Here is a 12965-nt window from a genome sequence, read left to right on the forward strand (position 1 = left end):
GCCCTAAGTAAAGATATGCTAAAGCAACACGCACAAGAAGCAATAAATCTAAATTTTAGCGGGAGTGCGAAAAACCAAAGAATAATATTCCTCTTTATCCTTGTGTAACAAGATACAAATTCATCCGCGTACATCAGCGTTCATCTGCGGTTCCCAAACTCTTAAACGTCATAATTCAACCGAGTTACAAAAACCTATGCTTTCAAAGACAAAATATCCGAAACATCAACAAACCCTCCATAACGACGCACCACCTTAGAAACTTCCTGATACATATTTCCCACCTGACCGACTTTCTGAGTAAATAAATCGTGACACCCAACAATCACAAGCAATTCCTGTGCGCGAGAAAAAGCAACATTAACCCGTTCGGGTTCCTTAGCAAATCCAATATCTTTTCTGTTATTATTACAAACTGTACTGACAATAATAACAGGTCTTTCCATACCTTGAAAAATATCAACAGTACCAGTACGGATATTTAAAGACGGAAATTTATTAGTTTCAATTCTATCTTTAATCGCTCTCAACTGAGCGCTGTAGAAAGTAATAATTCCCACTTCTTTTTGAGGTTCACCTTCAGCAACCTTTAAAAACCATGCTTTCTCCATTTGCTCGCACAGCTTTTCAATAATATCAACTTCTCGTACATTAAACCGAGACGTTCCCTCTCTTTGTTCTGCAAAAGCCTGTTCAACTGGTGTTTTCACCCACAGAATATGATGATTTTCTTGAATAATTGAACCTCCTAAATAATGAGCGCGTTTCGTATCCGGTTCTGGGATACCGCAAGTTAATCGATGCTGGTAAAACTGATTGATAGCACCCATAATTTGCGGATGCATGCGATACTGAATTGTCAGCATTTGCTTGATACTTGGATGAGCAGCTTCAAACTGCACTTTGAACAGAGATTCTTTAACAAAACTGAGTTCATCTTTTGTCATCTTCAGTTCTTCTGCGATATCTTCTATCGTCTCTTCATGAAGCAAAGGTGGTAACTGACGGTGATCGCCCACCAAAACTATTTTTTCGCCTTTTAAAGCCGGAATTAATAATTCTGGAGGCGTACATTTACTAACCTCATCAACAATGACAACATCAAAACTGGGAAATTCTTTAGAAAAATCTCCTCTTGCTGCTTGAACGCAAGTGATACCAATCACATTAGCATTATTTATATAAATCTGCTTTAATTCATTGCGATCTTGAGGAGAGGGATTGCGAAGTTTGCCTATCCAATCTTGCACAAAAGTTTGATAGCGTTTGAGGTAACTTTCTTCTTTGTCTAATTCTCTTTGCCATGAGAGAAATTGTGCTTTGACTTGACGTAAAAATTTTAAAGTAAACAAACTTGTAGATGGAACATCGGGTTTGTATTCCTTGGGTAAACTTTGCCATGCGTTCTCCCACCACTGGCGTTCGTGAATTAAATCTTCTGGGATTTGCGATTGGGCTTCCCGATCTAACTCATTCAGTTCTCTTTGCAATTCTTCTATCTGAAGTTTTGCGGTTTCACATCTTGCTTCTAACTTAGTTTGATGCTCATCCAAACAAGTTTTGATAATTTGGAGAACAGCAAAAGGATCTAATCCAGCAATCAACAGCTTTAACTCTTTCGTAGAAGTTTCCCAAGATTCTACTTGTGTTAAAAACTGTTTCGGATTTTCCCAAATAGATGATTGATTGATAAGATACTTCTCTGTAAGAATACGCAAGTTTTCTGGTAGATTTTCGTGATGGGTTAATTTTTGCAAAAGATTTGTGACTTGGTTGAGTTTTAAATCTCCTTCTTGTTGAGCGATTTCTAACTGATGTTGGGCGGCGGATATTTTTTGCTGTTGGGCTGCTATGCTTTCCTGAATTTCCGTTAACTTTTGTTGCCAATGTTGCAGTTGTTGTTCGGTTTCTGTTTTAACTGACAAAACGCACTTACGAGCATTCACAAGAATATTTTCTAAAAGTTCTTTAACAAGAGAGTTGAGAGTCGTCTCGATATTTTTTGCTTCCCAAGACGAGCCATACATCTGTTGCATTTGATTGAGAAAATGCTGTGTATTTTCAATGAGATGAGGACGTTGATTGGAAGCAATATATGCATAGCTTTTATATTTCTTAGCGAGTTCCTGCCACTGTTGGTAATAATTTGCTGACAGAACCATGGGAGTTTGACTTAAGCTTTGGTAAAAGAATTCGCTAAATCGGTACTGCTTACCCCGTCGATCGACAAAACCTCCTTCTACCTCGTAAGACAACGCGTTTTTTAACTGCACCCAATTGGGAAGATGATCGATTTTATTAACCTTATAATTTGGGGGAACAAGAGGTAAATTTAAGGTTCGAGCAATCATCCACAATCCGGCTGGTAGCTGAATCAGTTCATCAGTCAACAGCGCACCGGTTTGACGGCAATTTTTTAGGAGTTGATACAACCTAGTATTTGCTGTAGATTTCCATTCTTTGACTGCATTGACGACAAATTCTAATTCACTTTTTCGACTTGTTAAATTTTTAATTTTTATCTCGATATTCTGCAGCTTTGTCAAACTTTGCTGGTAATCCCTTTGTAACTGTTGAAAAGCCTCAGAATTCTTCTGAAAACCTTGCACTGACTCAGAGACTTCTAACATACATTGTGCTGCATTTCGAGCATCACTGGCAACTTCCTCAAATTCCGCGATCGCTGTTGCAACAGTTTCTTGCAACCAAACTGCCAATCCAAAAGCACCACGGGCTGGACGAGTCAAACCTAATTCAGCTACTTTAGTTAAGGCTGTGCGTACATTAGCAACAAAGCTTTCAACGGATTTGTTTCTATTGGTATAGGGTTTCAGCAGTGGCAAAAAATTCACTACTTCTGGGCTATCCCAATCGATATTAGGTGCAGTTTGGAGGAGATTGCCTAACCTTGTTTTGAAAGATTGAACTTCAGTTATGATGTCTGAGCATTGTTTATAAATTGTTTCGGTTTTTTGAATATTTTCCTCTAAGGCTGTCTTTTCTGCTTGTAATTGTTTTTGTGTTTCCTGAAATTCTTCTTCAATTTTAAAATATGTCGCAAATCTTGATGAATCTATCAAAAATTTCTGAAAAATTTGTACATTTTCTTGACGTTTTGAGATATTTTTTTCACAGTCATCAGCCGTATTTTGCAGCCATGTTCCAATTACATTATCTTCTAAAAAAGGCTGTCCCTCTTCCTGCACTTTTTCGGCTTTTCCCTTCCGCAAAGCACGGATAACAGGGTTGTGAACTAAGCGACTGAGGGCATTATCTACTGCTAAATTAGCTTGAGAGGTGATAAGTGTCTTTCCTCCGCGCAAGGCAACTTGATAGCAAATTTCGGCAATAACTGTAGTTTTACCCGTACCGGGGGGACCTTGAATCAAAACTATATCGGGGGCAGAAAGTACGGCTTCAACTGCAGCTATTTGATCGGGATTGGCATCTCGCTTTAATAAGTCTTGATGTTGTAGTTTAATAATTTTTGATGGACGTTTGGCTTTGGTAACATCGAAGAAGAAATTACCTAACAAAAGATTTTGCGATCGCCCTTGTCGCAAGTTATCTAAAGCCTTTTTCTTTTGATTGATTTGGTGTATGTCACCCGCAGCTTCAAAATACAAAAATCCTTTACGAGGGAGATTGTAGCGTCCCCGATTTAAACGTTCCACAAGATCGGAATCTAACCGAATACGGATTTTACTTTCTTCAAAGTCAACATCTGCGATTATCCCCAACTTTTCTCCGTCTCGTTTGTTGCTATATTGAGGAGAAGAGTCAAACAACATCACTTCTTCATTACGTGCTTTTTTAGCGCGTTGCCAAAAGTCATTTTCATCCAACTTATTTGCAGAAGCACCATCAAGAGTTGCTGCTTCCGCATCAATTGTAAAAGTTACCCGTCTGGTATCTCCACCATAGTTATGATTGTGAAAAGGTACACAAAATTGGCGGGATTGAGCTATACGTTCTTCTATCTCTAAAAATGTATTCCAAACTTGTAACTGTTTTGTTGTTGGTACGAACTGTTCCCGAACAGCGTCTTCTGAATTGTTGTTCCTTGTATATAGAGCTTTTACCTTGGTTGGCTGATTTGCTCTAATAAAAGCAGAAATCCGAACACTCCGGTTACCATCTACAGCTTCAATAGACACAGAAGCTGAGAGAATTGTCCCAGTAGGAACGCCTTGCGAATCCAGTATTAAGTGCAAATCCCGCACACCAGGAGACAAGTGAGAATCTTGCACTCTCAACCAAGTGACATCCGATGAAATTTTACATGCTGTTCCTAATTGTACTGTCCAAGAACGTTCAACTTGGCGATCGCTTTCGACTTCTCCAAAATCCAAAACAGAGGGAATATCCCAATTAGCATTTTCCCAGATCGCATGAGGAGCTATCCCTGTTAATCCGATCGATTGACAAATGGGGGCTGTTTCTTGTGTTGCCCAAAGAACTATCTCTCCCTTGTCGCCGCCAACAGTTCGGGCGATCGCTAAATTTTCCAACCGCACCCCAGGAACTCTCACAACCAATGCTGGCTCATCAACTGCAAAAATCACCGTCTCCGCACCTGTACCGCGAATAGTCAGCGATTTTTCGATAGTGAAAGGTCCCTTATATTCCCCAGATTTCAAGCTGATTTCCGCACCATCACGGACAATTTGCAGCAATTCAAGAAAATTCTCTGGTTCAGCTTGAAATGATGGCATCGTTCCTATCTTTCATAATTCTTACTTCCATATAGCAATCCTAAATCATTCGTGAAAAGTTAGATCCCCGACTTCGCATAAGTTGTCGGGGATCTGGACACTTTTCAGGATGGCAGTAATAAAATAATCATAGTCATGCGATCGCTGGGGGATTCACTTTGGTAACAATACAATGCAAAAACACCACCTTTTCCAATATCCAAGCGATTCTGTTTGACAAAAACGGGACTCTAGAAGATTCAGATGCTTATTTACGCGCCCTTGCACAGAAAGGAGCAAGGATAATAGACGCACAAGTACCCGGTATTGGAGAACCATTGTTAATGGCATTTGGTGTCAGTGGAGATACCTTAGATCCAGCAGGTTTAATGGCGGTAGCCAGTCGTCGCGAAACAGAAACTGCGGCTGCGGCTTACATTGCAGAAACTGGGCGTGGATGGTTTGAGTCATTGGCAATAGCGCGTAAAGCTTTGGATGAAGCCGAAAAGTACGTTAGCCAAACACCTTCACCTCTGTTTGCAGGGACTTTGGAAGTACTTCAGTCTTTATCCCAAGCAGGATTGAAACTTGGTATTCTTTCAGCAGCAACAACTCATGAAGTCCATAGTTTTGTACAATACCATCAATTAAGCGATTTCATCCAAGTGGAAATGGGAGTTGATGAAGGACCAAGTAAACCAGATCCCATTTTATTTGTGCAGGCGTGTCAAGCTTTAGGAGTCGAACCCAGAGCCACACTTATGGTAGGAGATTCTGTAGGTGATATGCAAATGGCACGTAATGCTAAAGCCGCAGGTTGCATTGGCATTACGTGGATTGGGAAATCGGAAAATGTCAGAGGTGCAGATGTGGTGATAAATCGACTTGAGCAAATTTTAGTTGTATGAGCGACTTTTCACCCCCCTTATCTTCTTTTTCTTCCCTTCGTGCTCTTAGCGACTTCGCGGTTCCATCAAAAAGGAGTTTCTAAGCCGAACTCAGTATAACTTATCCTAGAAAAAATTCTAATAAAAACGGGTAAAACTGAGTAGCCAATAACTCAAACTTCTCACCAATGCCATCAGGTGAAGTAATTTTATAGCCCATGCCATTTAACCAATTGTAATTACTTCCCGGAATATAAATTAAGTGAGCCGTTCCATGTGAATAGTACCCAGATAAAATCAAAGTATTGATTTTTGGAAAAAACATCACTCTAAAGTTCTCAGAGAAATGCTTACCTTTAAAAGTCAGCGATAAATTCTCACTTCCAATTTTTGGACATAACAACTCAAATTGAGTTTTTGGAAATACCAAAGCGGCACAATCTCTTCCGATTGGTTGCGAGAAGATCTGAAACAGAGTTTTTGGAAAAGCCAAAGCAGCAATATTAGCAGCCTCTGTTTGGATGTCTGATTGTACGGTGTGGAAAAGATCTCCTGCGCCTGTGGTAAACATATTTTTTCCTTCAGTGATAGATTTAAAAGTGGTTTTGTTACGGCTCTACTAAGATGCGATAGCTAAAATTTTCGCACAGTTAAATTTTCTACAATAAAAGTTCAATTAAGTATATTTGCTACTAGTTTGCCGTATTTATCTACTTATAATGTAGGGAGAAAAAATGAAGATTTTGTGAAGATTCATAAATTGCGATCGCTGTCGTCAATCTCTTAAAACCATTGCAGTTCCAATCTTTAGAGATACTTTATAAAGTAAACATTAAGGAGATCTGCACAATATATCTGGCGATTTAAGATTTACTTTATAAATGATTTGTTATTAAATATTTTGACTTATAAAAACCTTGCACCTGTGTGGAGGACTCTACATCAGATGTAGAGATTTTTCGGCATTGCTGAGGAGAAGGGTTGGGGATGAGAGTAATCTCTTGGGTACAAAAAAATCCCCACTTTAACTTCCTGTTGGTTCGTTAGAGAGTGAGGATGTAGAGTTAGAGTCAATGTTGGGTTTCGTTCCTCAACCCAACCTACGTGTTTTCCTATTTTTAGACTTAACCGACAAGTATTGAGAGCGAGTCATCCAATGCTATAAATTTATAAAAAGCAGTACTTAGTTCTTAGTGTAGTTATCAATTACCTTAGCTAATCCCGGTACTGCTTCCTCCACGTGCTTCTTAGCTGAGTTGCGGAGTTTGCTATATACACCTCTCACAGTTGTGTTGTTGCTTTTTTCGATTCTTTCATCTGTAACGCTGAGCAACGCGTCTGCGGTACGAGAGCGATTTTGAACTAAGTGTGCGACTGGATCTCCTGTTTGTACTCCCTCATTCCAAATAGGATCGAGTGCTGTCAGAGATTGAGGTAGGAGCCTTTCAATAGCATCTGTGCAATAGCTGGGCGCAATTCCTTTAACAGCAGCGTAGCCAGCTTTCAAAGCCAGCCCAGAAATACCTCCCATTGAGGCGACTTGTTCATCTAACAACTGTGTACAGTCAGCGACAACCCGCTCCTTTTTATTTGGGTTTGACAAACCATCACAAAGTCCCATTTCAATTCTCCTTAAATAGCAAACTAACTAATTTTTATCGATTTTCTACTTACTAGAAAGTAAGGAATGACAAAAGTGAAAGTGGAAAGCTAGAAAGTTATCTCAACTTTCTCATATAACTTGAATGGAAAAATCTCAGTAAAAGCAAGCTAGAATAATGACTGAAAAAGCTATTTATGTTTGAAAAGCAGGGCTACATATGGTTTCCTTCGCGTATTTCTGCTAATCTCTCTAGCCTTTTTCATCTTTATCCTCTGGAATTAGGTTAATTTTCATTCACTGTTATAACCATAATTGCTTTCTATGTCAACTGAGAACAAACAAAACATACAACTCATAACAATACTGCTCCGATAAGAATATTAGTAGGTTGGGTTAAACGATAGTGAAACCCAACAAAGCTGATAAAATGTTGGGTTTCGTTCCTCAATCCAACCTACACATTTTTATTTTTTTAGCAAAACCTAACCAGTGTTGCAACCCATAATACTTATACTTTATGAAGTAGGACAAAAAAGTAAGTTCATCAAGTCTTTAATTAATAAGTGGGAAAAGTAAGGATTTAGGGAAATCTTGACGATTCGGTTTTCAGGACGTAATCTAATTATCCTGAAAGCTTCATTTCAGCGAATTATCGTTTTACAAAAAAAATGAACGGGGAATAGAAAGTTCCAGTTCTTTGTTACCTCTAAATCAAAATTTTATGCGTCGCCTTGACAGGGCTAGGTAGGCAATGCGTTCCGGTGGTTCTACCACAGAATGCCTTACCGGAGGCGGAGCCTCCTGTATCGCTCGGCGGAGCCGAGCAAACTGCATTCCCACCCTTAGGCTGGGAACGAGGTGGTGTGAAGTTTTAAAATCTAGAGTTGCTTGTAAATAACGCATCAAAACTTAAGTTTTCGCTAACATAACAAAAAGTTAAGAGTGTATTGACAGTCTAATGGGTTAACTGCATGTTCAACTTAGCTATGTGCGATGCCTCTGTAAGTCAGTGGCTCAATCTGAAGGCAACGCTTTCCCAATGGCTGACAAAGCCTGTTGTCATTGTATTGCCACTCTTGTTTCTCGTTTTATTGCCTTGGATCTTTCCCCGGCTGCGCTGGAAACGTATCTTCAGTACTGTGGGAGTTTTGCTACTGGTTATATACTTAAGCGCTACTTTTCCACTGACGATCGCAGTTGCAAAACAAGGATTAGTTGCTTTTATTCCCCCTGATTCTGGTACGACTGCAGATGCAATTGTTGTACTGGGGCGGGGGAAACCTTTTAGAAAGTCGCGAGTGGAAGTTGCTGCTGAACTTTGGAAAGCTCGTCGCGCACCTTTGATTTTTGCTAGCGGTGCAGGTGATGGTTCTGAAATCGTCCAGCAACTTAAAGAAAAAGGTATTCCCAATTCCGTATTAAGCGAAGAGCATTGTTCTGAAACGACTAGAGAAAACGCGCTCCTCACCGCATCAGAGTTACAAGCACGAGGAGTCACGAAAATTTTGTTGGTCACCGATCCCCCTCATATGTTGCGATCGCTACTTACTTTTCAGAGTATGGGCTTTGAAGTCACTCCACATACTAGCCCCGTACCAAGTGGGTTATCTTCCACTAAAACAGCAGTACTTTTGTTTTCCGAGTATGTGGGCTTAGTTAGCTACGGCTTGCAAGGGCGGTTTTTACCTCAAAATGAAGCTGCTAAAGAGATTGCTCCGCCAGTTGCAAAGGTCAAAAATCTACAAACTCTGGGGAATTTGTAATCAGTAAAATTTGAAAAATTCCTCGTTTCATCTCTTAGGGTGGGCAAAGATGCTCGCCCTGTAACTTTGGATGTTGGCGCGTTGGTTTTGTTCGTGAAAATTTTTATAGTAAGTATAGATACTTACGGCTTGGCAAATTACGAAAAATTTGTAAAACTCGTATGGGTGACGGCAGCATTTTCGCGTAAATAGGGAAAAGAGCTTAAATAAAGCTGGAAGAAAACCTTATGCCTCAAAAAAGTATCATAGCAAACTTTCAGGGGGAAACGATTGGTCAACTAGCTGTTGGCAATTACGTTATCAAGATTGGTTCGAGCCACGGTGCTATAGCAAATATAGCAACCGATGAAGAACGACCCAGAAAGCTCTCGCGTCCCACACCAGTATTGGTACAAAAAGGTTCTGTCGATAACCTCTTGGGTTGTCAAGAATTGGTAACAGAAGCGATCGCAGCCCTCGGAGTTGGTCAATCAGTAGAATTGTACGGTTCTGCTGGTTTTGGTAAAACGGCTCTTTTGAGTTGCTTAGCACATGATATACAATCTATGTCTCTTTTTCCGGATGGTGTGATTCACTTATCTCTTACTCACATATATGTAAGCGATTTGCTACAATCTATTTGGGAAGCATATTATCAAAGCCATATTGCTTACAAACCAACTCATCACGAAATTAAAGAGCAAATTCAGGACAAACAAGCTCTAATAGTTTTAGATGACGATGATGAACTCATACAAGCAGAATTAGAGGAGTTAATAAATTTTAAGAGCAAGCTGACTTTCCTTATAGCTTCATCAAGAAAACGTTTCCCGAAAAAAGGGCGTTCTCTACCCCTTTCTACTCTGTCAGTTGTTGATTCTATTTCTTTAGTAGAAAAAGAACTGGGGCGTTCTCTAACAAGGGAAGAACTTCCGGCAGCAAAATCACTTTGTACTCTCCTAAACGGACATCCCGTACATATACAGGTGGCAGTTGCAAATATAGCAGAGGAAGGGCAATCCCTAGCTGAAATAGTGAGCCAACTGCCATCCACCGAGCCTGTTCCTTATTTAATTCAGCAAATTGTCGCATCACTATCAAAACCACACAAGACCATTCTAGAATTATTGCTAGTGATGGGAAAAATTGGGCTGAAGAAAGAGCAAGTTTTAGCGATCGCGCAAATCCATAATGCCGAGCAACTACTAGAAACACTCCAGCGTAGAAATCTAGTACAGTTGCAGAATTCGAGATACAAAATAACTCAGGCAATAGTCGAAGTTTTACCGCTAGAGTGGAGGTTAACAGCAACATTAGAAAATGCCATAGTATATTTTGTTAAGTTCGCAGAAAAATATCAGAAGCAACCTAATTATTTGTTAGAAGAAATTGATGCAACTGTACAGATTTTAAAAGTGGCTGTAAGAAACAGTCGGTGGAAAGATATACTACGCTTGGTGAGGGCAATAGAAAGTTCACTAGCTTTAAGTAGGCGATGGGGCTTGTGGGAGCAAGTACTGCAAAGGGGACTACAAGCATCTCAAGCCGAACAATCTCGCGCCGATGAGGCTTGGGCTTTGCACCAATTAGGAATTCGTGCTCTTTGTTTGGAAGAAAATAGTACGGCTAAAAAGTATTTAACAAAAGCAGTACAATTACGGGAATTGTTAGGTGATACGACAGGAGTGACAGCCACTTCCCACAATTTAAATTTGCTAAAAAACTTTACATTCCCATCATCTCCAGAGGAAACCCAACATAGAAATTTGCAAGATGAAGTACAAACCAGTGACCAAACCAAGCTGCAATTACCCTCACAGCATTTAGTTACGCGACTGAATCTTGTTTCCGACAATTCTTCCAACTCAAATAAATTTTTATACCCAAAGACTTCTTTGCTTTCGCCAACTCGGTTAGTTACGGTAGGAGTTTTAGCTTCAGTAGGATTTTTCACTTGGTCGAATTGGCATCGTTTTACACCCAAAGTTCCGCAAAATACTGAACCGACAACAACAAAGACTCCATCAGATACACCCAAATCTCAACCCAGGACCACGAAAACTCCTTTACCACAAACTATCGATTCAGTACCCAGAACTAACAGGCAATTAACCTTTCCCGAACATAAACCCATAATAAATCCGCCACTAACACCAACCTTTGACCAGGAAAAACCAGCATCGATCAAACGACAGAAACCACAAATTGAGATACCACCTGCACCAAGACCAACATTCGTACCTGAGCCAGAAGTTTCAGCAACCCAACAACCAGAACCAAGTCCAACCCCAACGCCAACAGAAGAACCGACACCTACATTTTCGCCGTCACCAGCAGTTGAATCTAACCCTCCAACAGTTGAATCTAACCCTCCAACAGAAGAACCAACACCAACACCAACTGTCTCTCCGATACTGACACCTGATGTAGCACCGACAACATCATCAGTAGAAGTAGTGCCTTCTCCTGCTGTAACAGTGACACCCCTTGAAAACTCATTGAACAGTAATTAGAGATGACTCCCGCATCTCTCGTTCCTGGGCTGCCGCCTGGGAACGCAGTATGCGAGGCTCCCCCTCTCATAAAGCAATGCATTCCAAGCCAAGGCTTGTGAAGGAGAGCAATAGGTAAGGGAATTCTTAAAATTCTTGCCACAGGCATCATTATTGTCGTTCATATCATAATATGTAATCGAGATATATTGTTAACATTAGTAAAAAAGCTGAAAAAATTGGGGATAGTAACTGCTATGGGTCGTGTGGGCGTCTTGCTTCTTAATCTTGGTGGTCCAGATAAATTAGAGGATGTTGGACCGTTTCTTTATAACCTGTTTTCAGATCCAGAAATTATTCGCCTGCCATTCTCCTGGTTGCAAAAACCTTTAGCCTGGTTCATTGCCTCACGACGCACTCAAAAATCTCAAGAGAACTACAAGCAAATTGGAGGCGGTTCACCATTGAGGCGCATTACTGAAGCGCAAGGGGACGCCTTAAAAGAACAATTGTCCGCTCAAGGACAAGAAGCAGATATATATGTCGGTATGCGTTACTGGCATCCATATACGGAAGAAGCGATCGCCAAAATTACTCAAGACAAGGTAGAACATCTTGTTATCCTACCTCTGTATCCCCAGTTTTCCATTAGTACAAGTGGTTCGAGTTTCCGACTTCTAGAAAAACTTTGGCAAGAAGATCCAAAGCTGCAACAGATCGATTACACCGTTATTCCCTCTTGGTACAAACAACCAGGTTATCTTCAAGCCATGGCAGATCTGATAGCCCAAGAACTAGATCAACTGCCCAATCCTGATGAAGTTCATATCTTTTTTAGCGCTCACGGCGTTCCCAAAAGCTACGTTGAAGAAGCAGGCGATCCCTATCAACAAGAAATTGAAGAATGCACGCGCCTGATTATGCAAACCCTCAACCGACCAAATCCCCATATTTTGGCTTACCAAAGTCGCGTAGGTCCGGTAGAATGGCTCCAACCCTATACGGAAGACGCCATACAGGAACTAGGAGCAAAAGGCGTAAAAGATTTAGTCGTTGTACCAATCAGTTTTGTTTCAGAACACATTGAAACACTGCAAGAAATTGATATCGAATATCGAGAGCTAGCAGAAGAAGTAGGGATTCACAACTTCCGACGCGTACCCGCGCTTAACACGCATCCCGTTTTTGTGAAAGCACTAGCCGATTTAGTGATGGATGCATTAAAAGCACCCAGCTTTAAACTTTCACAAGCCGCCCAAATGAAGAAGAAGGTGAGAATTTACCCACCAGAACGTTGGGAATGGGGAATGACCACCAGTGCAGAAGTTTGGAATGGTCGTATTGCTATGCTGGGCTTTATAGCGTTAATTATTGAGTTAATTACAGGTCACGGTCTGTTACACATGGTTGGGTTGTTGTAGTGGTTATTTGTCATTTGTCCGTTGTCTTTACTAATGACCAATGACCAATGACCAATGATAAAAAAGCGCCCCATTCCTGGGGCGTTTGTTAGTCATCGCATTTTGTTAAGCACTCATAACAGCAGA

At 40.6% G+C, this 12965-nt stretch carries 7 protein-coding genes; 4 read left to right on the forward strand and 3 right to left on the reverse strand.

Features of this window, described 5'->3' with window-relative positions; genetic code table 11:
* Positions 1 to 194 precede the first annotated feature (194 nt).
* A complete protein-coding gene (locus tag F7734_RS34520; protein WP_155749031.1) occupies positions 195 to 4715 on the reverse strand; it encodes an AAA domain-containing protein in 4521 nt (1506 codons plus the stop codon).
* Positions 4716 to 4873: 158 nt separating this feature from the next.
* On the opposite strand from F7734_RS34520, the gene F7734_RS34525 reads away from it, so the two are divergent.
* Positions 4874 to 5602, forward strand: coding sequence for an HAD family hydrolase (locus tag F7734_RS34525; RefSeq protein ID WP_155749032.1), 729 nt, complete (start codon positions 4874 to 4876; stop codon positions 5600 to 5602).
* A 100-nt stretch (positions 5603 to 5702) separates the two neighbouring features.
* Here the strand turns inward: F7734_RS34525 and F7734_RS34530 are convergent, their stop codons facing one another.
* Positions 5703 to 6152, reverse strand: coding sequence for a hypothetical protein (locus tag F7734_RS34530; protein ID WP_155749033.1), 450 nt, complete (start codon positions 6150 to 6152; stop codon positions 5703 to 5705).
* 612 nt (positions 6153 to 6764) lie between these two features.
* The gene (locus F7734_RS34535) at positions 6765 to 7202 is read right to left on the reverse strand and encodes a hypothetical protein (protein WP_155749034.1); all 438 of its coding nucleotides are present in this window, start codon (positions 7200 to 7202) and stop codon (positions 6765 to 6767) included.
* 953 nt (positions 7203 to 8155) lie between these two features.
* Between F7734_RS34535 and F7734_RS34540 the strand changes: the two genes are divergently transcribed.
* From F7734_RS34540 to hemH, 3 genes are all read left to right on the forward strand, one after another.
* Positions 8156 to 8947, forward strand: a complete 792-nt coding sequence (locus F7734_RS34540) for a YdcF family protein (RefSeq protein ID WP_155749035.1) — start codon at positions 8156 to 8158, stop codon at positions 8945 to 8947.
* A 227-nt stretch (positions 8948 to 9174) separates the two neighbouring features.
* Positions 9175 to 11439, forward strand: coding sequence for an NB-ARC domain-containing protein (locus F7734_RS34545; protein WP_155749036.1), 2265 nt, complete (start codon positions 9175 to 9177; stop codon positions 11437 to 11439).
* Positions 11440 to 11675: 236 nt separating this feature from the next.
* The gene (hemH, locus tag F7734_RS34550) at positions 11676 to 12839 is read left to right on the forward strand and encodes a ferrochelatase (protein WP_155749049.1); all 1164 of its coding nucleotides are present in this window, start codon (positions 11676 to 11678) and stop codon (positions 12837 to 12839) included.
* Positions 12840 to 12965: the final 126 nt, after the last annotated feature.

This window comes from Scytonema sp. UIC 10036 (genome assembly GCF_009725235.1).

Bases quoted from the DNA above. Each gene is read 5' to 3' on its own strand.
- F7734_RS34535 (WP_155749034.1), bottom strand. From the start codon at position 7,202: ATGGGACTTTGTGATGGTTTGTCAAACCCAAATAAAAAGGAGCGGGTT.
- F7734_RS34520 (WP_155749031.1), bottom strand. From the start codon at position 4,715: ATGCCATCATTTCAAGCTGAACCAGAGAATTTTCTTGAATTGCTGCAA.
- F7734_RS34530 (WP_155749033.1), bottom strand. From the start codon at position 6,152: ATGTTTACCACAGGCGCAGGAGATCTTTTCCACACCGTACAATCAGAC.
- F7734_RS34540 (WP_155749035.1), top strand. From the start codon at position 8,156: ATGTTCAACTTAGCTATGTGCGATGCCTCTGTAAGTCAGTGGCTCAAT.
- hemH (WP_155749049.1), top strand. From the start codon at position 11,676: ATGGGTCGTGTGGGCGTCTTGCTTCTTAATCTTGGTGGTCCAGATAAA.
- F7734_RS34545 (WP_155749036.1), top strand. From the start codon at position 9,175: ATGCCTCAAAAAAGTATCATAGCAAACTTTCAGGGGGAAACGATTGGT.